At 31.0% G+C, this 24,384-nt stretch carries 25 protein-coding genes, 2 tRNA genes and 1 riboswitch; of the genes, 5 read left to right on the top strand and 22 right to left on the bottom strand.

The annotated features are described in order from the left end of the window. Positions 1-2 precede the first annotated feature (2 nt). From Q0V67_RS07255 to Q0V67_RS07240, 4 genes are read right to left on the bottom strand one after another with little or no spacing between them, the layout of a single operon-like run. Complete coding sequence (locus tag Q0V67_RS07255; RefSeq protein ID WP_297598276.1) at positions 3-1,325, bottom strand: UDP-glucose/GDP-mannose dehydrogenase family protein; 1,323 nt, start codon at positions 1,323-1,325, stop codon at positions 3-5. Next, the gene (locus Q0V67_RS07250) at positions 1,325-2,362 is read right to left on the bottom strand and encodes a GDP-mannose 4,6-dehydratase (protein ID WP_297598275.1); all 1,038 of its coding nucleotides are present in this window, start codon (positions 2,360-2,362) and stop codon (positions 1,325-1,327) included. Before Q0V67_RS07250 ends, Q0V67_RS07255 begins: the two co-directional genes overlap by 1 nt. Then, positions 2,359-2,637: a lipid-A-disaccharide synthase N-terminal domain-containing protein gene (locus tag Q0V67_RS07245; RefSeq protein WP_297598274.1), complete on the bottom strand. Its 279-nt coding sequence runs from the start codon at positions 2,635-2,637 to the stop codon at positions 2,359-2,361. Before Q0V67_RS07245 ends, Q0V67_RS07250 begins: the two co-directional genes overlap by 4 nt. Further along, on the bottom strand, positions 2,630-3,343 hold the full coding sequence (locus tag Q0V67_RS07240) for a glycosyltransferase family 2 protein (RefSeq protein WP_297598273.1): 714 nt from the start codon (positions 3,341-3,343) through the stop codon (positions 2,630-2,632). The genes Q0V67_RS07245 and Q0V67_RS07240 overlap by 8 nt, the downstream gene beginning before the upstream one ends. Before the next feature lie 201 nt (positions 3,344-3,544). On the opposite strand from Q0V67_RS07240, the gene Q0V67_RS07235 reads away from it, so the two are divergent. Together Q0V67_RS07235 and Q0V67_RS07230 are read left to right on the top strand one after the other, a co-directional pair. Further along, positions 3,545-6,106, top strand: coding sequence for a calcium-translocating P-type ATPase, PMCA-type (locus Q0V67_RS07235; RefSeq protein WP_297598272.1), 2,562 nt, complete (start codon positions 3,545-3,547; stop codon positions 6,104-6,106). A 14-nt stretch (positions 6,107-6,120) separates the two neighbouring features. Beyond that, positions 6,121-7,047 (top strand): DUF523 domain-containing protein, encoded by a 927-nt coding sequence (locus tag Q0V67_RS07230; RefSeq protein WP_297598271.1) that lies wholly within the window; start codon positions 6,121-6,123, stop codon positions 7,045-7,047. Between the two features lie 71 nt (positions 7,048-7,118). On the opposite strand, the gene Q0V67_RS07225 is transcribed toward Q0V67_RS07230, so the two are convergent. From Q0V67_RS07225 to Q0V67_RS07155, 15 genes are all read right to left on the bottom strand, one after another. Continuing rightward, complete coding sequence (locus Q0V67_RS07225) at positions 7,119-7,361, bottom strand: hypothetical protein (RefSeq protein WP_297598270.1); 243 nt, start codon at positions 7,359-7,361, stop codon at positions 7,119-7,121. 232 nt (positions 7,362-7,593) lie between these two features. Next, complete coding sequence (gene cobK, locus Q0V67_RS07220) at positions 7,594-8,334, bottom strand: precorrin-6A reductase (RefSeq protein WP_297598269.1); 741 nt, start codon at positions 8,332-8,334, stop codon at positions 7,594-7,596. After that, positions 8,331-9,062, bottom strand: coding sequence for a precorrin-3B C(17)-methyltransferase (gene cobJ / locus Q0V67_RS07215; protein ID WP_297598267.1), 732 nt, complete (start codon positions 9,060-9,062; stop codon positions 8,331-8,333). Before cobJ ends, cobK begins: the two co-directional genes overlap by 4 nt. Next, positions 9,049-10,038 (bottom strand): cobalt-precorrin 5A hydrolase, encoded by a 990-nt coding sequence (gene cbiG / locus Q0V67_RS07210; protein WP_297598298.1) that lies wholly within the window; start codon positions 10,036-10,038, stop codon positions 9,049-9,051. Before cbiG ends, cobJ begins: the two co-directional genes overlap by 14 nt. Before the next feature lies 1 nt (position 10,039). Next, positions 10,040-10,795, bottom strand: a complete 756-nt coding sequence (gene cobM / locus Q0V67_RS07205) for a precorrin-4 C(11)-methyltransferase (RefSeq protein ID WP_297598265.1) — start codon at positions 10,793-10,795, stop codon at positions 10,040-10,042. Continuing rightward, positions 10,774-11,499: a precorrin-2 C(20)-methyltransferase gene (gene cobI / locus Q0V67_RS07200; RefSeq protein ID WP_297598263.1), complete on the bottom strand. Its 726-nt coding sequence runs from the start codon at positions 11,497-11,499 to the stop codon at positions 10,774-10,776. The genes cobM and cobI overlap by 22 nt, the downstream gene beginning before the upstream one ends. Continuing rightward, a complete protein-coding gene (cbiT, locus tag Q0V67_RS07195) occupies positions 11,499-12,074 on the bottom strand; it encodes a precorrin-6Y C5,15-methyltransferase (decarboxylating) subunit CbiT (protein ID WP_297598261.1) in 576 nt (191 codons plus the stop codon). Before cbiT ends, cobI begins: the two co-directional genes overlap by 1 nt. Positions 12,075-12,082: 8 nt before the next feature. Beyond that, complete coding sequence (gene cbiE / locus Q0V67_RS07190) at positions 12,083-12,715, bottom strand: precorrin-6y C5,15-methyltransferase (decarboxylating) subunit CbiE (RefSeq protein ID WP_297598259.1); 633 nt, start codon at positions 12,713-12,715, stop codon at positions 12,083-12,085. Next, positions 12,705-13,829 carry a cobalt-precorrin-5B (C(1))-methyltransferase CbiD gene (cbiD, locus tag Q0V67_RS07185; RefSeq protein ID WP_297598257.1) on the bottom strand — a complete coding sequence of 375 codons (1,125 nt, stop codon included), beginning with the start codon at positions 13,827-13,829 and terminating at the stop codon, positions 12,705-12,707. The genes cbiE and cbiD overlap by 11 nt, the downstream gene beginning before the upstream one ends. A gap of 1 nt (position 13,830) precedes the next feature. Beyond that, complete coding sequence (locus tag Q0V67_RS07180) at positions 13,831-14,475, bottom strand: precorrin-8X methylmutase (protein ID WP_297598255.1); 645 nt, start codon at positions 14,473-14,475, stop codon at positions 13,831-13,833. Continuing rightward, positions 14,463-15,791 (bottom strand): cobyrinate a,c-diamide synthase, encoded by a 1,329-nt coding sequence (locus tag Q0V67_RS07175; protein WP_297598252.1) that lies wholly within the window; start codon positions 15,789-15,791, stop codon positions 14,463-14,465. The genes Q0V67_RS07180 and Q0V67_RS07175 overlap by 13 nt, the downstream gene beginning before the upstream one ends. Further along, the gene (gene cobD / locus Q0V67_RS07170) at positions 15,788-16,843 is read right to left on the bottom strand and encodes a threonine-phosphate decarboxylase CobD (RefSeq protein WP_297598251.1); all 1,056 of its coding nucleotides are present in this window, start codon (positions 16,841-16,843) and stop codon (positions 15,788-15,790) included. The genes Q0V67_RS07175 and cobD overlap by 4 nt, the downstream gene beginning before the upstream one ends. An 11-nt stretch (positions 16,844-16,854) precedes the next feature. Then, complete coding sequence (gene cbiB / locus Q0V67_RS07165; RefSeq protein ID WP_297598250.1) at positions 16,855-17,802, bottom strand: adenosylcobinamide-phosphate synthase CbiB; 948 nt, start codon at positions 17,800-17,802, stop codon at positions 16,855-16,857. Then, on the bottom strand, positions 17,803-19,287 hold the full coding sequence (locus tag Q0V67_RS07160; protein WP_297598249.1) for a cobyric acid synthase: 1,485 nt from the start codon (positions 19,285-19,287) through the stop codon (positions 17,803-17,805). A 118-nt stretch (positions 19,288-19,405) separates the two neighbouring features. Continuing rightward, a riboswitch (cobalamin riboswitch) is annotated at positions 19,406-19,583 on the bottom strand. Between the two features lie 106 nt (positions 19,584-19,689). After that, positions 19,690-20,028 carry a YMGG-like glycine zipper-containing protein gene (locus tag Q0V67_RS07155; RefSeq protein WP_297598248.1) on the bottom strand — a complete coding sequence of 113 codons (339 nt, stop codon included), beginning with the start codon at positions 20,026-20,028 and terminating at the stop codon, positions 19,690-19,692. Between the two features lie 260 nt (positions 20,029-20,288). Here Q0V67_RS07155 and Q0V67_RS07150 point away from each other — a divergent pair, with 260 nt between their 5' ends. From Q0V67_RS07150 to Q0V67_RS07140, 3 genes are all read left to right on the top strand, one after another. Next, positions 20,289-20,984 carry a flavin reductase family protein gene (locus Q0V67_RS07150; protein ID WP_297598247.1) on the top strand — a complete coding sequence of 232 codons (696 nt, stop codon included), beginning with the start codon at positions 20,289-20,291 and terminating at the stop codon, positions 20,982-20,984. 71 nt (positions 20,985-21,055) lie between these two features. Continuing rightward, entirely contained in the window at positions 21,056-22,411 is a 1,356-nt protein-coding gene (locus Q0V67_RS07145; protein WP_297598246.1) for an MATE family efflux transporter, read from the top strand. A 16-nt stretch (positions 22,412-22,427) separates the two neighbouring features. Then, positions 22,428-23,372 carry a calcium/sodium antiporter gene (locus tag Q0V67_RS07140; protein ID WP_297598245.1) on the top strand — a complete coding sequence of 315 codons (945 nt, stop codon included), beginning with the start codon at positions 22,428-22,430 and terminating at the stop codon, positions 23,370-23,372. Between the two features lie 39 nt (positions 23,373-23,411). Here Q0V67_RS07140 and Q0V67_RS07135 read toward each other — a convergent pair whose 3' ends face one another. The 3 genes from Q0V67_RS07135 to Q0V67_RS07125 form a co-directional block, all read right to left on the bottom strand. Beyond that, on the bottom strand, positions 23,412-24,065 hold the full coding sequence (locus tag Q0V67_RS07135) for a hypothetical protein (RefSeq protein ID WP_297598244.1): 654 nt from the start codon (positions 24,063-24,065) through the stop codon (positions 23,412-23,414). 109 nt (positions 24,066-24,174) lie between these two features. After that, positions 24,175-24,251, bottom strand: a tRNA-Met gene (locus Q0V67_RS07130). Positions 24,252-24,253: 2 nt separating this feature from the next. Next, positions 24,254-24,328, bottom strand: a tRNA-Gln gene (locus Q0V67_RS07125). Between the last annotated feature and the right edge of the window lie 56 nt (positions 24,329-24,384).

The raw sequence follows: 24,384 nt of genomic DNA, 5'->3' as shown, positions 1-24,384 counted from the left end.
TCCTAATATTGTCCCACAGGAAAATACTTAAACAATGCTCTTACATTGTCATCTTTACTGTGAATATTTCTCAAGTCAAAATAAAAATTATTTCGCATTCTCTTCTTTAATCCCTCTAAGTCCATTCCTCTGAACTGATTCCATTCAGTCATAAGTACAATTCCATCTACACCTTCAGAACACTTAATTTCACTTTCACAAAACTCTATATTTCCTTTTAAATCTTTTAATCTCCATCGTGCTTCCTCAATACCTTTAGGGCAATAAGCTTTTATTTTCACTCCATTTTTTATAAGTCCTCTAATTATATCAATACTTGGTGCATCCCTCATATCATCCGTCTCCGGCTTAAATGTCAGTCCTAAAATCCCTATTATTTTTTCCGAAACAGTTTCCATCTCTTTCAATATTTTTTCTATCATCTTTTGTTTTTGCTTTTCATTTGCACTAATAGCTGCAGATATTACAGACATATTCTCTCCATATTTTTTTCCAATCTCTACAATTGCTTTTGTATCTTTCGGAAAACATGATCCCCCATATCCTGGACCACAATGTAAAAATTTTGGAGATATTCTACCATCCATACCCATAGCTTGTGCAATTTCTTGAGTATTGGCTCCTACCTTTTCTGCTAGAAGTGCCATCTCATTAATATATGAAATTTTTACTGCTAAAAATGCATTGGATGCATATTTTATCATTTCTGAAGTTCTTCTATTTGTAAAAACAAAAGGAGTTTTATTTATATATAGAACATTATAAATTTTTTTCATAATGTCTAGTGCTCTTAAACTTTCAGACCCAACAACCACTCTATCAGGTCTTAAACAGTCATTTACTGCTTTTCCTTCTCTTAAAAATTCTGGATTTGAAACAACATCAAATTCAACTATTTTCCCATTTTTTTCCAGTACTTTTTTTATCTCTTTTTCTACTAGGTCTCCAGTTCCAACTGGAACAGTCGATTTATTGACAACCACCTTATACTCCTCAAGATTTTCACCAATATTTTTAGCACATTCTAAAACATATTTTAAATCTGCTGAACCATCCTCTGCTGGAGGTGTCCCAACCGCTATAAATATGACTTCAGAATTTTCAACTGCTTCCTTTATATCTGTTGTAAAAGTTAATCTTTTTTCTTTTACATTATTTTCCAATATATCTTTTAATCCGGGTTCATATATTGGAAGAACTCCTTTTTTTAAATTTTCTATCTTCAATTTGTCTATATCCATGCAAATTACTCTATGCCCAAACTCGCTCAAAATAACACCTTGAACCAATCCCACATACCCTGTTCCAATTACAGTAACATTCATTATTTACCTCCTAAATACCAATTGACAAACTTTTGTATTCCATCTTTAAAATCTGTTTTTGGAGTATATCCTAAAAGAGATTTTGCTTTATCTATATTTGCAAATGTTCTTTTTACATCTCCTGGTTGCATAGGTAATCTGTTTAAAACAGCTTTTTTATTCAATGTCATCTCAATTATTTCTACCATCTCTTTTAACGATATAGCATCAGATTCTCCTAAGTTAATAATCTCATACACATCTTTATTCTTCTCTAAATATAAAACACCTTTCATAACCCCATCTATAATATCATCTATATATGTATAATCTCGATAGGTATCTCCGGTTCCAAAAAATGGAATACTCTCATTCTTTAAAATTCTATCTACAAATTTATAAATAGCTAAATCCGGTCTTTGTCTTGGACCATAAACAGTAAAGAATCTAAACTGTAATGTGTCTATTCCGTAGAGTTTAAAATAGACATGTCCAAAAACTTCACAAGATTTTTTTGTAGCTGCATAGGGAGAGATTGCAAAGTCAACAACTGCGTCCTCTCTGAATGGAACCTCTTTATTATTTCCGTAAACAGAGCTCGATGAGGCTTGAATAAACTTTTGTACTCCATATTTTTTACAGCACTCAAGTAGATTTAAATAGCCTTTAACGTTAACCTCTTCATACTCCATAGGTTTTTCCAAAGAGGGTCTCACCCCTGCAAGGCCCGCTAAATTGATCACTAAGTCTATTTTGTTATCTTTAAAAAGTCTATCTAAAGTGTCAATATCTCTAAGATCTGAAAAACTAAGATAGTATCCCTCACACTGAGTGATTTCAAGTAATTTTTTAATTTTTTTATCTCTATTCTTTTCTATTAATACTTCAGATAATTTTTCAACTTTATTCAAACTTTCTAAAACATTCTTTACCTTTATATCCTCTGAATAAAAATCATGAAAATTATCAATCCCAATAACTTTATGCCCATGTTTCAACAATTTCTCTACCAAATGCGAACCTATAAATCCTGCAGCTCCCGTCACAATTATTTTCATCTTTCTCCTCCAAGTTTTTCTCTTTTTATTAGATATATATTTCTAGAATAAATCAATACATTTGGGGCCTGCCCTAAAATAAATACTGGATCTTTTTTATAGATTGCATAGATCAATAAAAGAATACTTCCAAACAAACTAAATATCCAAAATGAAAAAGGAATTACACTTTTTTTTGCTTTTTCACTAGCTATCCATTGAATAATAAATCTCATAGAAAAAAGCCCCTGTCCTACAAACCCTATAATTAAAAAAATATTCCAGTTATCAAGCATTTAATTCTCCTTCTATTCGCCAATTTAACATTCTGCTTTTCATCCATCTAGTTGCAAATACATCTTTGAAGGCTTTAAATCCTCTTCCAAAAACTTTATATTTTGATTTCCCATAAAGTCTATCATAATGTCTTACTGGAACTTCTTTTACCTTGTAATCCATATATTTAGCGAGTGTCGGTAAAAATCTATGACTTCCATTAAACATTTTATATGATTTTACGACCTCTTTTTTAAAGAGTTTTAATGGACATCCAGTATCTTCAATATTATCTCCAGTTACAAAATTTCTAAACCCGTTCCCTATTTTGGAAGCTAGTTTTCTTTTAAATCCATCCTCTCTTGTTGCTCTTTTTCCATTCACCATATCGTATTCTGGAATATATTTTAACAGCTCATATACATCTTCTGGATCTGTTTGTAAATCCCCATCCATCATAAGAACTAGTTCCCCGCTAGCTTTTTTAAATCCAGCTTCTATCGCAGCACTCTGTCCATTATTTTTTGTAAAATGGTAAACTTTTATATTTAGGTTATTTTTTTTTAACTCTTCTAAAACTTCATAGCTTCCATCTTTGCTACCATCGTTTACAAATATAATTTCATAATTTTTAAAACCTTTTTTTAAAGCGGTTTCTACTGCATCAACCATGGGATAAATATTATCCTTTTCGTTATAAACAGGAATTACTGCTGAAATTTCCATTTTCCCCTCCACAAATTTAAGTTTTTCTTATTGTACATTGCAAAAATAAAATTTTGGTAAACTTTTAATTTTTTTAATTCTCTATCTTTATATACCCTATCACTTATAAATTGTCAATAGTTGAGTATTTATCAAAAAAATAAAGGAGTGAAGTTTTTTTAAAGTATATTTAAAATATACTTTAAAAAAGGATGGTGATGTATGCACAATCTATTCTCTAAAGAAATTAAAGATTTTTTAGAAGAACTTGATAGTTCTTCTACTGGATTAAATTCATCAATATTAGAGTCTAAAGAAAATAAATTTGGCAAAAATATAATTACTGATATCCCACAAAAAACTTTCCTTACAAGAGTTATTGTCGCTCTTTCAGAACCTATGGTAAAAGTTTTAGTTTTCGCAATATTTTTAACTGTTATAATAAATTTTCTAAAAATTTCTAAAGGCGAACCCCCTGACTGGCCTGAAACTATCGGGGTTACTCTGTCTGTTATTCTAGCTAGCTCTATAACTGTTCTTATGGAGATGAAATCTCAAAAATCTTTTGACCTTCTTAAAAAGATTGGTGAAAAAACTTTTGTAAAAACTATTCGAGATGATAAAATTTTAGAAATTTCTAAAGAAAATATTTATCCCGGTGATATTATTATTTTAAGTATTGGAGATAAAATTCCAGCCGATGGAGTTGTCATTGAAAGCTTTAACTTGGAAGTAGAAGAGGGCATTTTAACAGGCGAAAGTTTTCCCGTTAAAAAACAAATTTTTTCTTTAGATTCAAATCTTGATTTTAAAGTATTTGCCGAAACGTATGTTGTTGATGGAAGCGGTCAATTTGTCATAACAAATACTGGAGATAATACCGAATTTGGAAAGATATCCAAATCAATTCAAAAAGACTATGAAATTTTAACACCGCTACAAAAAGAACTGGGTCTTTTAGGCAAAAAAATCGCTTTAATTGGAACATCTATAGCTATTGTCGTATTTTTATTAAAAATATTTAATTTTAGCGTTCATCAAAAAATATCTTTAGAGAATATCATCGAAGCCTTAACTTTGAGTATTGTTTTAATCGTTTCTACTATTCCAGAAGGTCTTTCTACTATGGTTGCAACAACTCTTGCCTTATCTATGATTAAACTCAGTAAAGAAAATGCTCTTGTTAAAAAATTAGTTAGCTGTGAAGCTATTGGATCTATTGATTTAATATGTTCTGATAAAACTGGAACAATCACTCAAAATAAAATGACTGTCACAGATTCTTTTATCATTAATAATCAATTTTTGCTTTTAAATATTAAATTTAATAATAACTCTTTTTTAAAAAATGAAAATGGTATCGATAAATATTTTGGTAATCCCACAGAAGTAGCTCTTTTAAATCACACAACCCTTGAAGAGCCTCCTAAAAATATTTCAGTCATTCACAAATATCCTTTTAGCTCTGAAAAGAAAAAAATGAGTACAATTATTAAGTTTGAAGATCGTTTTATATATTTGATCAAAGGTGCCCCTGAAATAATTTTAGAATCTTTAAATATTGAAAATAAACAAGAAGTTGAAGAGGAGATTCAGCAATATCAAAAACAAGCTAAAAGAATCATTGCTTTTGCTCACTCTATTATTGATGACAATTCTCATTTTGATGGAGAGATAAACTTTGAAAAAAAACTTATTTTTGATGGTTTCATGGCTATTACAGATCCTATTAGACCTGAAGTTTTTCCTGCAATTAAAATCTGTAAAGATGCTGGCATAGATATAAAAATATTGACAGGCGATAATCTTTTTACAGCAACTTCAATTGCTCAACAATTAAATCTAATAAAAACAAACAATTTAATTCTTGAGGCTAGTGATATTGATAAAATGACAGATAACGAGCTCCAACTACAACTCGAAAACATCTCAATTATTGCACGAAGCAATCCCATGACAAAGTTAAGGATTGTGGATTCTTTAATGAAATCTGGAAAGTCTGTGGCTGTTACCGGAGATGGTGTCAACGATGCTCCTGCTCTTAAAAGAGCTGAAGTTGGTATATCAATGGGAATTACTGGTACTGAAGTGGCTAAAGAAACAGCTGATATAGTTCTTTTAAATGACTCTTTTGCTACCATTGTAAAAGCAATAAAAGAAGGAAGAGGTCTTTATGAAAATTTTCAAAAATTTATTCAATTTCAACAAACTGTTAATTTAAGTGCTCTTTTTTTAATTTTACTTTTTGAAATTTTTGACTGGACTACTCCTCTAAGACCAATACAAATCCTTTGGATAAATATAATGATGGACGGTCCTCTAGCAATTTCACTAGGATTTGAAAAAACTAGAGATAATATTATGCAAGAAAAACCAAGAGATAAGAAAAAAAGTATTTTAACTGCAAATATGTGGATCAATACTCTTAGTAATTCTCTTTTCATTGTTTGCTTTTCTACATTTATTATCAGATTTTTAAAAATACCTCCTTTTTACATTCCCACTTATATCTTTAACTTTTTCACATTTATGGTGATAATAAATGTTTTTAATTGTAAAGAAATTGGGAAAACATCTATTCTAAATAGAGCTTTTGACAATAGAAATCTTAACATTGTATTCTGTCTAATGTTCTTTGTTCAAATAACTATTAACATATTTCTTCCAGAATTTTTCTCTGTCCATAAGTTAAGTTTCTACGAATACTTTAAAATCATTTCTTTTAGCTGTAGTATTATTTTTTTTAATGAATTAGTTAGATTTATTCGACGAAATACAAAATAAAAGGAGTTTTAAATATGGAGAATTTATTAAAACGAAAGTTAAGAATAGGAATATCTGCTTGCCAATTTGGATCTAAAGTTAGATACAATGGTAAAGGTATTGATTTAACTCAATGTCTAGGTCGAGATAGAGGGCAATTCATTTGGACCCCTGTCTGCCCTGAAATTATGAGTGGAATGGGTGTCCCTCGAGCGAGTATTAAACTCTCTGGAGGCGATGGTTTTGATTTTTGGAGAGGAAAAGCTATAATTAAAAATAAAGAGGGTAAAAATAAATCTGAAGTGATTAAAAGTGGGGCTCATGCTTGTTTGGAAACTCTTGAAAGAGCAAATATTGATGCATATATTTTTATGGAAGGAAGTCCATCTTGCGGTGTTTATAGAACAAGTTTAAAAAATCAAAGACTCGGAAATCCACCTGGAGTTTTTGGAGCTCTTTTGCTAGATAGGAACATTTTTTTAATAAGCTCTGTTGATTTACAAAGCCCTATTAGATGGTGGGATTGGAAAAGAAGACTCGTTGCCTTCGTTTGGGTAAAGGAACAAAACATTTGTTCAAAAGATTCTCTAAAAGAGATTTGGGATAAGATCAAATATGTTCTCTATGAACTACACGAAGAGGAAACAACCAAACTAAAAAATAAATTTCATGAAGTATTAAAAAAAGAAGCCATCGACAACGTGGAATTTAATAAAATAAAAGAGGACTTTTTAACACTTCTCAGAAAGCCTGCCGAAATAGAAAATATAAAAAAATATCTTTGGAAAAATTATATTGATTTAAAAAATAAAGAGGGGATTATTGTTGAAAATGTTTTTGAACCTCATATTTTAAGAAATATGACACATATTGCAGAAGAGCTCTTAGGAGTCGAGAAAGAAGCCAGAAAAGCGAATCTATTTTTCAAGAGTTCTCCAATAAATTACAAACCCGATAGATAGTTATAAAATAAAAAAAGACTGCGTCTACTCAGTCTTTTTTTATTTCATCATCACACTTTATCTAAAATAGTTTATCTCATTTTGTTTATTACAAAATTCACATTTTGATTACTTACATCTGAAAGTCCTTCTTCAGTAATAGGTTTTAACTCTGAACTTTTATTTAAATAATTAAAAATCTCTGTTGTTTTTGCAATTGTAGATCTCTTCAAAGAAAATTGTCTATCCTCAGTTGTATCACTCTTTAAACCCTTTGCATATATATTAATAGCTACAGCCATTCCTAAAATAACATATACAATTTTCTTGTTCATCTATATCTTCCTCCATATATTTCTTATAGAGTAAATATACCTCTTTTCATATAAAATGTCAATGACATTATATAAATAATGAATAGTTCAACTATATATGGGGTGAATAGTAAGTATATTAAAAATAAATGTTTTGCAAGATTACATTTAACATATTTTTTATACTATTTAATTATTTATTGTACATATAAATATCATTACTGTCTTATAAATAAAATTTACTCCTATATATTCATTTCATATATTTTAAAAGTTCCAACAGATTTGAGAATTCTAGGGGGTATTCTATCTCTGGTCTAGATAATAAAATAGATTTAGCTCCTACTTCTAACGTGGCATCTAGCTTTTCTTTTTCTCCTCCAGTATTCCCACCTTTTTTACTTATCATATATTTTATATCCAGTTGCCTCATCATTGCAATATTTAATTCTTTACTAAATGGCCCCTGCATTGCAACTATATTTTTTGGCAAAACTCCTATATCTTCTACCTTTTTTATCATATCCCATTTTGGTAAAATTCTAAAATATATCTTTTGTAAATTTTTTAATCCTTTAAATTTTTCAATATTATTGCTTCCCAACGTCACAAATATATTTCCATCAAGTTCTTCAATATACTTCACTAAAGAATTAACCTCTTTAAATTCTAAAATCCCATTTTCATGAAAGAGATTTTCTCTTTCAAATCTTATATACTCCAATTCCAAAGTTTCAGAACATTCAATTGCATTTCTAGAAACCTCTATAGCATAGGGATGAGATAAGTCTACTATTTTTTCTATTTTCATCTCTTTTATAAATTCAACCATCTCTTTCTGGTCCATTCTTTTACAAAAAACTTTTAACTCTTTAAACCCCTCCAATAATTTACCACCATACTCTGTTGCAGTAGTAACTATCAGTTTTTCTTTAAAAGGAAAGGACTCTATAAAATCTCTAGAGTCCTTTGTTCCACCTATAACCCAAATCATATATGATATCCTCTTGGAGTTATCATTCTATCATTTGAAATGTATGTTTTAGAATTTCCTACTACAACTACAGTAAACATATCTATATCATGATTTAAAAATTCACCTAAATTTGTTAGAGTATAATTCTCTTCCTCTCTTCCTACATGTCTTAATAGAGCTACTGGTGTTTTTTCCGCTTTATGTTTTAACATTAATTCTCTAGCCTCTACTATTTGAGTTGTTCTTCCTTTACTTTTAGGATTATAAAGAGATATTATGAAGTCCCCTTCAGCTGCCTTATCTATTCTTTTTGTTATTACATCCCAGTCAGTTAAAAGATCACTTAAACTTATCGTAGCATGATCGTGCATAAGTGGTGCCCCCACGATAGCGGCTCCTGCAACTGATGAAGTAACTCCAGGAATAACTTCAACGTCATATCCTTCTTTTTGTGCAACCTCTATCATTATTCCAGCCATACCATATATTCCAGCATCTCCACTACTTATAAGAGCAACATCTTTACCAGATTTTGCAATTTCTAAAACCTGCTCACATCTCGCTACTTCTTTTTTCATTCCAGAAACATAGAACTCTTTCTCTGAAAATTCATCCCTTACTAAATCAATATATGTTATATATCCCGCGATAACATCCACATTTTTTAAAGTGTTATATGCTCTTACAGTGATATCTTGCATGTTTCCTGGTCCAATTCCTACTACGTATATCTTACCTTTTTTCATATATAAATCTCTCCTCATAAATTGAAAGGGTTACACCCTTATATTTTGCTTTCATTTCTAAAAACTTACCATCTTTTGAAGAAGTTAAAAAAGCACATGGTTCTGATACCGCTCTAACTCCTATCTCTTTTTTTACAAAATCTGATCCTTCAAATAAATTTTCAACCTCTAAAATTTCACTTCGAGAAACAATTTTTAACTCTTTACCCAACTCTTTTACTACCTCTAAAATTCCAACTTCATCAGCTTTTAAATCTACTGTAGCAAAATGTTTAATGCTTTTTAAGGAAAGATTATTTTTATTAAATATTTCTTTTAAAAAATCAAAGATAATCTCTTTTTCGATACCTCTTCTAGCACCTATACCTACTATAATATTTTGAGGGTATAACTGTATCATTTCTACTTTCTCACGATTTGAAACAACTATAACTCCTTCACTACATCCCTCTGAGCATATATTTCTGGGTAAATGCAACTCTATATCCTTCCCATCCACTATTAAAGCTGTTATATTTTTGGCTTTCTCAAGCGATTCTAATTGACATTTTAATTTTTGAGATAGAGTATCAACTGCTATTTTTCCTGTTATATCTGAGCTCGTTGTAACTATAGGTACCACTCCTAAACGACCTCCTAGGTGTTCTACAAGTTCATTTGCACCACCTAAATGTCCTGATAAAAGAGATATTGCAAAATTTAATCCTTCATCTATTACAACAACTGCAGGATCTGTATCTTTAGAAACAATCAATTCAGATATTTTTCTAACTACAATTCCTGTTGCCATTATAAATATATGTCCATCAAATTCATGAAATTTTTCATTTAAAGTTTCTGTAAAGTTTTCCATTTGAATACTTTCATCTATATTAAATTTATTCAGCGTGAAAAGGGTGGAGTTTGGAATTTTTTTTGAAATTCCAACTCCAATAAATCCGGCTCCTCTTGTTACACTCCATATAGCCAGTTTCATTTTAGATTCCTTTTCTATATTCATGTGTAAAGTGCTTATCATATAACAATGACTTTTCGTACTCATCTCCTAAAAAATCCCCTACTAGAATTTGAGCTGTTTTTGTTATATTAGCTTCTTTTACCTTTTCTTCAATTGTCTCTAAAGTTCCTAGAACAATCTTTTGATCCTCCCAAGTTGCTCTTTGAACAATAGCAATAGGAGTTGTCATTGGATAATGTACTCCTAATTTTTTCACAACATCCCCAATCATATGAACAGATAAAAATATTGCCATTGAAGCTCTATGAGAAGCAAGAGACTCCAAACTCTCTTTTTCTGGAACAGGAGTTCTTCCCTCCATTCTCGTACAGATAACTGTTTGAGATATACTTGGTAATGTAAACTCTTTTTTTACTGCTGCTGCGGATGCTAAGAATGAACTTACTCCAGGTACAACTTCATACTCAATTTCGTACTCATCTAACATATCCATCTGTTCTCTATGAGCCCCAAATATAGCTGGATCTCCTGTGTGAACTCTAGCTACTTTCTTTCCCGCTTTTATCCCTGCAACCATTACATCTATAACCTCTTCTAAGGTCATCGAAGCAGAGTTATGAATCTCAGCTCCCTCTTTATGGCACTCTATTACTTGTCTTGGCACTAAAGACCCTGCATATACTATTACATCTGCCTCTTTTACAAGTCTTTGCCCTTTTACTGTTATTAATTCAGGATCCCCAGGTCCTGCTCCTATGAAATAAACTTTTTCCATTGATTGATACCACCTTTTTTTAATATTAAAGTTGTGAAGTAAGGAATAGTTTCCTCTTCTTTTTTTGTTAAATCGAAATTTATTTCTTGTATATCTTTTCCACAGTTTGAAACCATTATTACATTTTCTAAATTTCCTGTCGCCTCTAATCCAGCTCTTAATTTATTAAAATTTCTAGATACTTTCATAAATACAATATTATCTGCTGAATTAATCTCTCCAACTATATCTGTATCTCCATTTAAAGAAACAACCTTTAAAGATTCCTCTCCCATAACTAGAGGCAGATTAAATCTTGATGACATATCTGAAAAAGATGATATTCCCGGCACAGTTTCCACTGGAATTTTCCCATCTAAATATTCTAATATATAAACATAAGTACTATAAGTCATCGGATCCCCTATTGTTAAAAATCCAACTTTCTTACCTGCGTTTAAATGCGCAATAATCTCTTCCGCATTCTTTTGTCTAAATTCTTTTCTAGCTTCAACACTTTTTAGCATTGGAAACTCAACAAATAAAGTTTCTGCTCCCTCTTTCAAATACTCTTTTGCTATTTCATAAGCTGTACTCCCCTCAGCTTTTTTAGCTTCAGGTAAAACAACCACATCTAACTCCTTAAATGCTTTTATAGCCTTTAATGTTAGCATATCGGGATCTCCAACCCCTACTCCTATTCCATAAAATCTTGCTGTTGACATTACTTTATTTCCTCCTTATCTGCTGTTATTATATAAATTGGATTTTCTCCATACATCATTGTGTATGGTCCGATATTTTTCCCTCTAGATACAACAACATTTACAACTTCTATATTTTTAAAATTTAACTCTTTTAATAACTTTGTAGCATCTGCTAAAGTTTCCAATGTTATAGCATTTATAACAATTCTTGCATCTTCTTTAGCATATTTTTTAAAATGATCTAAAATGCTTCTCATCGATCCGGTTGATCCTCCGATAAACATCCTATCATAATTTATTTCTGGAATTGCTTCTGGTGCTCTTCCTACAATAACCTTTATATTTTCTAGTCTAAATCTTTTAATATTTTCTTTAAGAGTTTCAATGCCTTTCTCCTCTTTTTCAACGGAATAAACCATACCATTTCTAAGGTATGTAGCACCTTCAATTCCTATAGTTCCTGTTCCTGCACCCACATCAATAAGGATAGAGTCATCTTTTAGCTGTAATTTAGCTATAGATATTGCTCTTATCTCTTGTTTAGTCATAGGTAATTCTTTTTGAATAAAATCCTTGTCATAAATATGTCCCATATAAACACCTATATCTTTCTTAAAATTGTCACATTCATAAGGTACTCTCTATCGTACCGCTCATAATCTTTTACATCAAATCTTGTTATACACTCATCTTCATAGGATAATCTCTCTCCTACAATAACCTCTATATTCTCAATCCCATTTTTTAAAAGTACTTTTGATATTTCAATAGGATTATTAATACTATCTGTTAAAAGTATAACCCCATTTTTACTATTTTCAAGAGCTTTTATATAATCAAATTCTCTTCCATGAACGCTATGCGGTGAAAAATATTCCCATGTCATCTCTATTTTTGAAAAAAGATACTGAAATGAAGATATTCCTGGTACAACACCAAATTTTATGTCCATAAAATTATTTTTTAAATATGTTAGTAGGCTGTAGTATCCAGTATCACCAGAAACTATAAACGCAATCTTTTTATCTAGATTTTCTAAAACAAATTCTTTCATCAACTGAAGTTTTCCAAGTGTGTATTGCTCTTGATTTTTTAAAAGAGTTTCTATCTCCTCTAATTGTCTTTTTCCACCGATAATAATCTCTGAATCTTGAATTGCTTTTATCCCAGCTCCTGTTATATAGTCTAGGTTTCCAGGGCCTAACCCTATCACCTTTATCTCTCTATTCTTCACTTCTTAACTCCTCTATCATACTATAGAATCCATCACTACTTCCCAAACTTTCTCCTCTATAGTTAAACATCATATTTTCAAATCGAATCTCATCTCTTGAAAATTCTTTGCATCTGCTTGCTACTTTATTTGACAATAAATTAAATAGCTCATCTTTTCTACTGACATATTCACAAGCTTCTTCAGCTGTGTTAGATTTTAATATTTTCAGTATATTTTCTCTTGGTTCATCAACTAAAACTGCATTTGCAGCTAAAATTTCAAGTCTCCCATCTGCTACTCTACTATGAGTATTAAATATTCCACCAGCTATTTTTATAGCTTTACCTATATGACCAATCAACAGCACCTTCTTAAACCCCAATTTCACTGCTGAATCTATCATAAATCCTATATAATTACTAGTTACGACCATATGCTCAATATCAATGTTATTATCCATACAAAACTGTTTTCCATGATTTCCAAAAGCAAATATCACCCAATCTCTTGAGCTATTCTCTTTCAATACCTTTAATTCTGCAAACATTGATTTTGTTAGAGCATCTTCACTCATAGGTTTTACTATTCCTGTTGAACCTAAAATCGATATTCCGCCCAGTATCCCCAACTTTGCATTGAATGTCTTTAAAGCTTTTTCTCTTCCTTTGGGCACATACACAGTAACAACTACATATGTATTTTCATCTAATATTGTTTTTAGCGCTTTTACAATCATCTCTTGAGGTCCTGGATTTATAGCCGACTTTCCTGGTTCAACTTTTAACCCTTTCTTAGTTACTAATCCAACACCTCTTCCACCCAATATAAGTATATTTGAATGTCTATGAGCTTTTTTTATATCTGGTAGACCCTTAACAATTCTCACCTTAGCACATATCTCTATACCATTAGTAACATCTGGATCATCTCCCGCATCCTTTAAAACAACCGCTCTTGCCCAACCATTACCAAGTTTTTTAGAATGCACTGGCACTTTCAAAGTTATTCCATTTAGAGTTACAATTTCAATTTCATTCTCTACTTCTCTACCAAGCAATAAACTAAGAGCAACATATGCAGCCACACTAGCACAAGTTCCAGTTGTATAACCAGATCTTAGTTCTTTATCCATATTAGAATCCTTCTCTCTTATATATTTGATATAAAATTCCATGTAATATTGAAACGGCTACTGGACTTCCTCCTTTTCTCCCTTTTACTATTATATATGGAATTCCACTCCCCGGTAAAATCTCTTTAGACTCTGCAGCTCCAACAAATCCCACCGGAACTCCAACTATTAAAGCCGGTTTTGGAACCTCCCCTGAATCTATAAGCTCCTTTAATCTAAACAGAGCTGTGGGGGCATTCCCAATCAAATATATTTTTGTATCCGGGTCTTTTGCTGCATGTTCTATTCCTACTATAGATCTAGTCACTCCTCTTTCTTTGGCTTCTACTGCAACATCTTTATCCGAAACTAACGAATATGAAGAATATCCAAATTTATTTAGTGTAATTTTACTAAGTCCATTAGAAATCATATTTGTATCACAATAGATTTTACCGCCCTCTTTCAAAGCCTTTATACAAGATTTTACAGCATCCTCCGAAAATTCCAATAGATCTGCATATTCAAAATCTGCTGTGGTGTGTATTACCCTTTTTACAACTGGAAGATGTTCTGCTGAAAATTCATATGCTTTTTCTCCCATCTCTTCCTCTATAATTTCAAAACTTCTTATTTCTATATCTTGTGGTCTTTTTATGTATGACATCTTCTTACTCCTTCTAATATTTCTAAAATTATGTCTAAACTTTTAAAAAAGTGTATATGAGGATAACCAGCTATTAAATTTTTATTTTTATATCCACACATCCATTCTCTTCCATCTTGTTTTATTACCCTAAAAACTCTTTCATCTAAACCTTGATTATCTATTGTCGAATAGTGGAATTCATGAGCTTTGCCTTTCAAGTCGCCCCACTCTACATCCACATAACCAAATCTTTTTATAAAAAGTTTTCCTGTCATTTTAACATCACAATCTAAAATATTTGCCATTGTGTATCTTTGTTCTGATAGGTCTTTTATAGCGGAACTTAAGTACATAAATCCACCACATTCTCCATATATAAACCCACCTTTTTCATGGTAAGATTTTAAAGAATCTATAAATAATATATTTTCTGAAAGTTCTGATAAATAATTTTCAGGATATCCTCCACCAAAATACAATAAATCTACATCTGGAACTTTTTTATCTTTGATAGGTGAAAATTCTAAAATTTCAATCCCCATCTTTTGAAGTAACTCTATATTATCCTCATAATAAAATGAAAATGCCGAATCTTTTGCTATTCCTACCTTTAAACCTCTATATTTATTTTCAAACTCACTAAATAGATCTTGCTCTTTCTTTAAAGAGATATTTGTAGCAATTTCAAATATTTGTTTTAAATCTATTGTTCTTTTTATCTCTTCTTTTAAAATTGATTTTTTTTCTTCTAAATCTTCTATCTCTTCAGCTTGTAAAAGTCCTAAATGTCTGCTACTTATTGCTAATTTTTCATCATTTTTTAAATAACCCACACAAGGAATTCCGGTATACTTTTCTATAGCTTCTTTTAACATAAAATAAAGCTTCTCACTATTCACTTTATTTATAATAACCCCTGCAATATTTACCTTTGGATCTAATAACTTATACCCTAAAATCTCTGCGGCTATACTTGTACTCTTCCCTCCAGAATCTACTACTAATATAACAGGAAGATTAAGAACCCTTGAAAGATGAGCTGTACTAAAATTATCTAAATCATTTCCCAAGCCATCATATAATCCCATAACACCCTCGACAATAGATATTTGTTTAGAATGTTTATAGAAGCTATATTCTACACCCTCTTTTCCCATCAAAAAAAGGTCTAGGTTATAACTTTTATTTCCTGTTACAAATTTATGAAAACTTGGATCTATATAATCCGGCCCTACTTTAAAAGGTGAAACATCTTCAAAAGCTGACATCAATCCCATTGAAATAGTTGTTTTCCCTATCCCACTCCTTGTTCCTGCTAAAACAAATCCTTTCATGCCTCCATCACCTTTTTTAAAGCATCTAAAACCTTTTGGTTTTTATCCCTATCTTTTATTGCAAGCCTTATATAGCTCTCATCCAAAAACATAAAATTGGAAGCATCCCTAACTAGAACACCCGCTTCTATCATTTTTTTTCTAAAACTTTTAGCATTATCTTCCAATAATTTTACAAGTATAAAATTTGTTTCTGTAGGGCTAACCTCCACTTTATCTAACTTTAAAAGTTCTTGATAAAACCAAATTTTTTCCTCTTTTATCCACTCTTCTGTTTCTCTTATATATTTTTTATCCAACAGCATTGTTTTTCCTGCAATTTCTGCTACACCGTTTACACTCCAAGGTTCTCTAATCTCTTTTATTTTTTCTAAAAGTTCTAAATCTAAAGTTATTCCATAACCTAGTCTTACTCCTGGAAGAGCAAAAAATTTAGTTAACGCTCTCAATATAAAAATATTTTTATGTTTAAGGAGGGCTGCTGTCTTTTCTTCCCAACCATCTACAAATTCAACAAAAGCTTCATCTATAAATAATTTTTTTCCCTTTTTTTCCAAAGCATTCGCTATTTTCTCTATTTTTTCTAATTTTTGAAACTTTCCTGTAGGATTATTCGGATTACAAATTACTACAACCTCTTCATCTGTTATAAAATCAAGCAATAAATTTTCGTTCAAAGAAAAGTCTTTACTCAAAGGAAAAAATTTCACATCTCTTCCTGCCGATTTTGCTGCTCTTTCATATTCAGCAAAAGTTGGCGCTATTATCAATACTTTTTTAGCCGCAATAGCTTTCATATAAAGAAATAAAACCTCTGTTGCTCCGTTGCCTACCACTATATTTTCAATTGAACAATCATTATATTTTGCAATTGCTTGTCTCAATTCTGTATAATCTATATCTGGATATCTTTCTAAAGAATCAAAATTTTTTATAACTGCATCTTTAAAACTCTCTGGAACTCCTAATGGATTTATATTTGAACTATAATCCAAAACTTCAATCCCTTTTTCTCTTTTTAATTTATAAATATTTCCTCCATGTAAATCCATCTCTTCACTTCCTATATGATTTGAATTAAACCTGAAAATAAAATTATCCCTACTAAAGATGTTGTAAACATAATTTTATACGATTTTTTTATATCCTCTGCTTCAAACTCTTTAATTTTATCTCCTATCGTGGGCTTATCAAAATATTTACCAAAATATTTTGTTTTTCCACCAAATTGAACTCCAATGGCTCCTGCAAAAGCGGATTCTGGGTGCCCAGAATTAGGACTTGCATGATTTTTTCTGTCTCTTAAACAAATTTTAAAAGGATTTTTAAATCCCATCCCCAAAATTAATGTCGCTATAGGTATTATTAAAAATCCGGATATTCTAGCTGGTACAAGATTAAAGAAATCATCAATTTTTGCTGAAACCATACCAAAATCAATATATTTTTCATTTTTATATCCTACCATTGAATCTAATGTATTGACAGCCTTATAGCCCATTGCAAATGGTAATGCTAGACTAATTCCACCTATACTGATTAAACTTCCTACAAACGCATAAAACATTGGGGCTATAATCCCATCCACACTATTTTCTGCAATAGTTTCCATAGTACTTCTTACAACTTGAATCTCATCCATCTCCCCAGTATCTCTACTCACAAGATATGACAGTTCTTTTTGTGCTTTTTTTAAATCGCCACTTTTCAATATATTGTAAACTTTTATCCCTTCTGAACCCAAGCTATTAGTAGCTAGTGTTGTATAAAGAAAAAATATCTCTAAATATTTTGATGTTTTAGCAAGGTAATAGGATACTATCCCCGTTGTTAAAATAACAATCACTGCTAAAACTCCACCAAAAAAAATTTTATTCTCTCTCTTATAAAAAAGTTTTTCTAAAAAGTTTATATATTTTCCAATTACTCTTACAGGATGTGGAAACCATTGTGGATCTCCCAATATCAAATCCAAAATATACGCTACCCAAACTTTTAGAATAAAACTCATTTAATTTTCCTCCAAAATTTTATAAATAGCTTTCATATCCACATTTTCTCTCAATATTTGCTCAAGTTTATCGAGTTCCTGTAATCTATATTCATCAAAACTTACCTCACTATTCTTCGCTTCTAATCCCTTCTTTTCTCTAATTTTATTTAAAATAAAATCTGTAAATTCAAGATTATCAAATATTCCATGAAGATAAGTTCCCATTATATTATCCTTTACTACCGCTACAAATCTTCCATCTTCTGTCACTGAAACTTCATTTCCAGTGGTAACACCTTGATGTATTTCATAACCATTTATAGATACATCCCCTAAACCTTCAAGCAAACCTGCTTTTCCTAACAATGTCCCAGAGTATTGTTTAGTTAATTTTTCTCTCTCCATAACAGTTTCCATATCTAGTAACCCCAATCCTGGTAACTCTTTTATATCTCCTTCTATTCCATAAGGATCAAGAACTCTTTGACCCAAGATTTGGAAGCCACCACACACACCTATAATAGGAGTGCCTTTTCTTGAGGCTTTTATTATTTCTTGAGCTATACCCTTTTCTTTTATATCTTTTAAATCATCTATAGTATTTTTCGATCCAGGAATTATAATTAAATCTTCATCTCCAATCTCGTGAAATGATGTCACATAATTTATATTTACATCCTTATTTACCATCAAAGCATCAATGTCCGTAAAATTAGATATATGCTTTAATTTTATGACAGATATATTTATTTGTCCCTTTTTATCTTTTATTTTATTAAACTTTTCAGTTACTCCATCCTCATCCTCTATGTCTAGTTCAAAGTATGGCATCACTCCTAAAATTGGAACTCCCGTCAATTCTTCTATCTTTTTAAGACCTGGCCTTAATATATCAACGTTTCCTCGAAACTTATTTATGACAACCCCTTTGACACGCTGTTTTTCATGAGGTTCCATCAGCTCTATTGTCCCATAAATCGAAGCAAAAACTCCTCCTCTATCTATATCAGCAACTAGGATAACTGGCGCATTTACCATCTCAGCCAATCCCATATTTACAATATCATCATGTTTCATATTTAATTCTACTGGACTTCCAGCTCCTTCAATAACACAGATATCATAGTCTTTTTTTATTCCTTCGTATGCTTTTAATATATCTTTTTTTAAACTCTCCTTATATTCACCATATTCGAAGCCTCCCATATTACCCACAGATTTTCCATTTAGTATAACCTGTATTCTTCTATCTCCTGTAGGTTTTAATAAAATTGGGTTCATAGAGTAGTGAGCTTCAATCTCACAAGCCATAGCTTGTAAAGCTTGGGCTCTTCCCATCTCATGCCCATCTTTTGTTATGTAAGAGTTCAATGCCATATTCTGTGATTTAAAAGGAGCTACACTGTACCCATCCTTAAAAAAAGCCCTACATAAACCTGTTACTGTTATGCTCTTCCCTGCTCCCGAAGATGTTCCAACAACCATTATGTTCTTATGTTTCATTTTTATTTCTCCTAGCTTAAATTTAGTGGAAATATAAAAAGTGCAAAAATGAATAGAAAATTGAAATTAGAAATGATTTTAAACAAATCTAAATAGAAATCTGTTCACCGCAGATTTTATATTCGTTAATATTTGTGGCAGATATCCTGACTTAGAATCATCCTACTTTTAGGCCTTCCCATATACAAATACAGTGGCATCGTCTAATTTCGTCATCTTTACAGTGGCGGGACCGTGTGAGAATTGCACTCATCTTTCCTTTTAATCACATTTGAACCATAAATAATATACATATTTATTATGATTATACATAATGATAGTACACAAGTCAATCTTTTTCAAAATTTTTATATAGGTATATATAGAAAAAAGCAGAGACTGTACAAATCTCTGCTTTTACTATTAATAACCTGTATTGTAGTTATATCCTGAATTATATTGTGGTTGATTGTATTGTTGTGGTTGATTATAATACTGTGGTTGATTATATGGTCTTGAGTTATTATAGTTGTTATCTTTAATAGTTTGAGTTTGGTCTTGAACTGATCCCACCAAAGCTCCAGCAGCAGCTCCTATTCCAGCTCCTAGTAATGTAGCTTTACTATCTCCACCAATAACTTGTCCTAATAATGCACCCGTTCCTGCTCCAACAGTAGTAGAACCTATTGTGTTAGAACCAACATTAGAGCATCCTGTTAAAAGTACAACTGATAATACAGATAATATCAAATACTTCTTCATAGCGTTCTCCTTTTCGACATCATAATATGTCTGTTTTTCTTTAAAAATATAGATTAGTATACAATAATATTCATAAATTTTAAAGAGATTCTTTTTTTTATCTATTTTTAAGTTTTAAAAGTAAAATTTTGGACCAAAAAGTTTATTCCGCTCACTTAAATCGATTCATAGACCTAGACATAAAATAATATATCATGTATAATATAAGGAAGATGCATTTTTTTTAATAACGCATCTATCTACTTTTAAGGAGTTGAGTTATGAGTAAAGAACTATTTAAAGGAAGTGTTTTTTTAAACCCAGTTCCTGCTGTTATAATTACATCTAAAAATAAAGAGGGCAAAGAAAATGCCTTTACTGTAGCATGGACAGGAACTATCTGTACAAACCCTCCTATGCTCTCAATAGCAATCAGACCAGAAAGATTATCATATGAATATATAAAAGAAACTATGGAGTTTACAGTTAATCTTCCAAATAGTTTTCAAGTTAGAGAAACAGACTACTGTGGTGTTGTATCAGGAAGAGACATCGATAAAATCAAACATCTAAAACTAACATCTAAACCGGGCCATCATATCAACTCTCCGTATATTGAAGAGTGTCCAGTTAATATTGAATGTAAAGTTACACAAATCATACCTCTTGGGACACATGATCTTTTTCTTGCAGAAGTTGCTGGTTCACATATAGATAAAAAAATTATTGATGATAATGGAAAAATCCATTTCGAATGGGCAAATCTTATAAATTATTGTCATGGAGAATACTTTCCAATGTCTAAAAAACCTATAGGACAGTTCGGATTTTCCGTTGCGAAAAACCCCGCTTTAATCGACAAATATAGTCATATAAAATCATATATTGAATATACTGAGGAGAAAAAAAATAAAAAAATTACTCCTGACCGAAAGAAAAAAGACATAAAAAAAACTAAAAATAAAAAGAAAAAATAATTAAACAAAATAAAAAAAGCAGATGGGCAGCTTATAACCCATCTGCTTTTTTCTTATCAAAGGAGTGTTCTATGTTACAAAAATTCAAGTTCGAAAAAAGTTTTATAAAGATGTTGATGTCTTTAGCCATCCCTATTATTTTACAAAGTTTAATAACTGCCTCACTTAACCTACTTGACAATGTCATGGTTGGAAAATTAGGTGAAAATGAAATTGCCGCAGTGGGACTTTCAAACCAATTTTACATGATTTTCTTCTATTCTGTAGCAGGTATTGGAATGGGAGCATCTATTTTTATGTCGCAACTATGGGGAAAAAGAGATGTAAAAAAAATTCATGAGTTTTTAGATTTATCTTTACTTATTTCCACAGTAGTTTCTGTATTCTTTGCTGCAATAGCATTTATTTTTCCTGAAAATATCATTCATATCTTCTTGAAAGACGCTAATGTTACAGCCCTAGGAGTCAGTTACTTGAAAATTGTCTCAGTCAGTTATATAATTTCATCTATAACATTAGCTTACTCAATGGCTCTTAGAAGTACTGCCCAAACAAAAATTCCTATGTACGGAAGTATTGTTGGTATTATTTTTAACGGTATTTTAAACTACTTACTTATTTTTGGTAAATTTGGATTTCCACAAATGGGTGTTTCTGGAGCTGCTCTAGGTACTACAATCTCAAGAGTTATGGAGTTATCTTTTGTCTTATTTATGATTTATAAATTTGATAATATTATAGCTACTAAATTTGTAAGTCTAAAAACGCTGACACTCAATAAATTTAGAGAGTTTTTTAAAATTGCATCCCCTGTTATTTTCAACGATATTATGTGGATTTTAGGAATTTCTACATACTCTATAGCTTATGCTAAACTTGGTGTTAATGCAACAGCAACAATGCAAATTGCAATTACAGTCAACAATATGTTCAACATTTTTGGTATTGGTATCGGTGTTGCTTCAGCTATAATTATTGGAAATAAAATTGGAGAAGGTAAAACTCAAGAAGCTCATTTCTTATCTATAAAAATATCACAATTTGGAGTTTTACTCGGAATAATTATAGGTGTATTATTTTATTTTCTTTCACCTTTGGTTGTTGGAGTTTTCAAAATCACGCCGGAAACAACTAAAAATGTTATCATTGTATTAAAAATAATGGCTGTCTTTATTCCAGCTAGATTCTACGCAATTATACAAGTTATCGGGACCTTAAGAGGTGGCGGAGATGTTGTTTACGCCATCGCAACAGAGATGATTGGTATTTGGGTTATTGGAGTCCCTATGGCTTTTGCTGCAATCTATTTTGTTCCTGGTCTTTCAATTACAACCTTATACTTTATAATTTGTTTAGAAGAGTTGGTTAAATGTGCCATTACTTATCCTAGAGTTAAGTCTTATAAATGGATTAAAAGTTTAGTATAATCTAGAGGAGGTTTTTATGATTTCTTTTTTTATTTTAATTATAGGTATCGTATTTCTGGTTTTTGGAGCTAATTTTTTAGTGGATGGAGCTTCTGTTATCGCAAAAAAATTTAACATTCCCAATATTGTTATAGGTTTAACTATTGTTGCTTTTGGAACATCTGCTCCAGAGCTAGTTGTCAATGTAATTTCAGCTTTAGATGGCCATTCTGCAATAACTTTAGGTAATGTTATTGGAAGTAACATTATAAATATACTTGTTATTTTAGGAATTACAGCTTTAATTTATCCATTAGCTGTTTCCAGAAATACAATCAGATATGAAATTCCTATCGCTCTTTTTTCAGCTGTTATTACATTTATTTTAGCAAATGACAAAAGATTTTTAGGAGGAACTGAAAATATTATTAACAGATTTGATGGTGGGATTTTATTATTTTTCTTCATACTCTTTTTAATGTACAATGCGTATCTCACTGTTAATAATCGTGAAGAGAGCGAGTTGGAAGTTAAAAATTACACAATTCCTATTGCCTGTTTTGTTACTCTATCTGGCTTCGCACTGCTAGTATTTGGAGGAAAATTCATTGTCGATTCTGCTGTTGAGATTGCTCGAAATTTTGGTATTTCTGAAAGAATCATCTCTGTTACAGTTGTTTCATTAGGTACATCTTTACCTGAGCTTGCCACATCTGTTGTTGCAGCTTTTAAGAAAAATACAGACATAGCTATAGGAAATGTTGTGGGTTCTAATATCTTCAATACACTATTTATTTTAGGAATTTCTGTCGCTATCACCCCAATTAAAATTCCTGCAAGCTCTAATATTGATTTGATTTTAAATATTGTTGCTGCATTACTACTTTTAATCTTTGTTATAAGAAAACAAACGCTTAACAGATGGCATGGATTCTTTTTTTTAGCAATCTATTCTGTGTATCTATATTCACTGTTCAAATAGGTAAAATAAAAAATGGAAAACACTAGTGTTTTCCATTTTTTATTTTAATATCTTATTTTTCATCAGCTTTATTTCACTTAAAACACTTCTATGCTCTAATGTTTTTATATCCTGATTATTCAACTTAAAGAAAAATTGTATTAAAGGTCCAACGCAAAGAGACGATATAATTGTCCCCACCCCCACTGTTCCTCCCAAAAGATACCCTAAACTAAGAGCTACAATCTCTATACATGTTTTAATTTTCCACAAAGGATATTTCATTCTCTTCGTTAAAACAACCATCAATCCATCTCTAGGACCACATCCTAATCCTGTAGAGATATAGAGATAACACCCATAACTAAATACTCCTATCCCAACTACTAATATAACAATCTTCTTTATAAGAATATCACCTTTTGGAATAAAATCTAAATACATATAAAAATCTATAAAAATTCCTACTGTTAAAAAATTTAAAATCGTTCCACTTCCTATTGGTTGTTTTAAAAAAATACTAAAAAATACAACAAATCCGCCAACCAATAAATTAGCCTCTCCTAAAGTCACTCCTAAAACCCCATTTAACCCTTGATTTAAAACATCCCAAGGAGACAATCCTAGATTTGAGTTTAAAATTGTCACAACTCCCAAAGCACAAAGCATCAATCCAACCATAAGTTTTAAATATTTAAAAATCTCCTCTTTCATTACTACCCCTCTTCTTTTATAATCAATCATTATATCATTTTTTCTATCCCAAAGTATATTACAATATAAAAAAAAAGCATAGCTAAATACTATGCTTAAATTATTTAAATGGTGCCTAGAAAAGGATTCGAACCTTCGACCGCTCGGGTATGAACCGAGTGCTCTAGCCAACTGAGCTATCTAGGCAATGGCTGGGGTGGCTGGATTCGAACCAACGCATGACGGAGTCAAAGTCCGTTGCCTTACCGCTTGGCGACACCCCATAATGGTGCGTCATACTGGGCTCGAACCAGTGACAACACGATTAAAAGTCGTGTGC

The organism is uncultured Cetobacterium sp., from assembly GCF_947072685.1.
In the GTDB taxonomy this organism is placed as follows: domain Bacteria; phylum Fusobacteriota; class Fusobacteriia; order Fusobacteriales; family Fusobacteriaceae; genus Cetobacterium_A.
This window is presented reverse-complemented; position numbering and strand designations above follow the sequence as displayed.

What these genes read in the sequence shown, in the direction of transcription:
- Q0V67_RS07225 (WP_297598270.1), bottom strand. Translation starts at nt 7,361, where the DNA reads ATGAACAAGAAAATTGTATATGTTATTTTAGGAATGGCTGTAGCTATT.
- Q0V67_RS07250 (WP_297598275.1), bottom strand. Translation starts at nt 2,362, where the DNA reads ATGAAAATAATTGTGACGGGAGCTGCAGGATTTATAGGTTCGCATTTG.
- Q0V67_RS07180 (WP_297598255.1), bottom strand. Translation starts at nt 14,475, where the DNA reads ATGTCATACATAAAAAGACCACAAGATATAGAAATAAGAAGTTTTGAA.
- cobJ (WP_297598267.1), bottom strand. Translation starts at nt 9,062, where the DNA reads ATGAAAAAAGGTAAGATATACGTAGTAGGAATTGGACCAGGAAACATG.
- Q0V67_RS07150 (WP_297598247.1), top strand. Translation starts at nt 20,289, where the DNA reads ATGAGTAAAGAACTATTTAAAGGAAGTGTTTTTTTAAACCCAGTTCCT.
- cbiG (WP_297598298.1), bottom strand. Translation starts at nt 10,038, where the DNA reads ATGAAACTGGCTATATGGAGTGTAACAAGAGGAGCCGGATTTATTGGA.
- Q0V67_RS07255 (WP_297598276.1), bottom strand. Translation starts at nt 1,325, where the DNA reads ATGAATGTTACTGTAATTGGAACAGGGTATGTGGGATTGGTTCAAGGT.
- cobK (WP_297598269.1), bottom strand. Translation starts at nt 8,334, where the DNA reads ATGATTTGGGTTATAGGTGGAACAAAGGACTCTAGAGATTTTATAGAG.
- Q0V67_RS07140 (WP_297598245.1), top strand. Translation starts at nt 22,428, where the DNA reads ATGATTTCTTTTTTTATTTTAATTATAGGTATCGTATTTCTGGTTTTT.
- cobD (WP_297598251.1), bottom strand. Translation starts at nt 16,843, where the DNA reads ATGGATTTACATGGAGGAAATATTTATAAATTAAAAAGAGAAAAAGGG.
- Q0V67_RS07240 (WP_297598273.1), bottom strand. Translation starts at nt 3,343, where the DNA reads ATGGAAATTTCAGCAGTAATTCCTGTTTATAACGAAAAGGATAATATT.
- cbiB (WP_297598250.1), bottom strand. Translation starts at nt 17,802, where the DNA reads ATGAGTTTTATTCTAAAAGTTTGGGTAGCGTATATTTTGGATTTGATA.
- Q0V67_RS07160 (WP_297598249.1), bottom strand. Translation starts at nt 19,287, where the DNA reads ATGAAACATAAGAACATAATGGTTGTTGGAACATCTTCGGGAGCAGGG.
- Q0V67_RS07155 (WP_297598248.1), bottom strand. Translation starts at nt 20,028, where the DNA reads ATGAAGAAGTATTTGATATTATCTGTATTATCAGTTGTACTTTTAACA.
- Q0V67_RS07145 (WP_297598246.1), top strand. Translation starts at nt 21,056, where the DNA reads ATGTTACAAAAATTCAAGTTCGAAAAAAGTTTTATAAAGATGTTGATG.
- Q0V67_RS07230 (WP_297598271.1), top strand. Translation starts at nt 6,121, where the DNA reads ATGGAGAATTTATTAAAACGAAAGTTAAGAATAGGAATATCTGCTTGC.
- cbiT (WP_297598261.1), bottom strand. Translation starts at nt 12,074, where the DNA reads ATGGGACATATTTATGACAAGGATTTTATTCAAAAAGAATTACCTATG.
- Q0V67_RS07235 (WP_297598272.1), top strand. Translation starts at nt 3,545, where the DNA reads ATGCACAATCTATTCTCTAAAGAAATTAAAGATTTTTTAGAAGAACTT.
- cobI (WP_297598263.1), bottom strand. Translation starts at nt 11,499, where the DNA reads ATGTCAACAGCAAGATTTTATGGAATAGGAGTAGGGGTTGGAGATCCC.
- cbiD (WP_297598257.1), bottom strand. Translation starts at nt 13,829, where the DNA reads ATGGATAAAGAACTAAGATCTGGTTATACAACTGGAACTTGTGCTAGT.
- Q0V67_RS07245 (WP_297598274.1), bottom strand. Translation starts at nt 2,637, where the DNA reads ATGCTTGATAACTGGAATATTTTTTTAATTATAGGGTTTGTAGGACAG.
- cobM (WP_297598265.1), bottom strand. Translation starts at nt 10,795, where the DNA reads ATGGAAAAAGTTTATTTCATAGGAGCAGGACCTGGGGATCCTGAATTA.
- Q0V67_RS07175 (WP_297598252.1), bottom strand. Translation starts at nt 15,791, where the DNA reads ATGAAAGGATTTGTTTTAGCAGGAACAAGGAGTGGGATAGGGAAAACA.
- Q0V67_RS07135 (WP_297598244.1), bottom strand. Translation starts at nt 24,065, where the DNA reads ATGAAAGAGGAGATTTTTAAATATTTAAAACTTATGGTTGGATTGATG.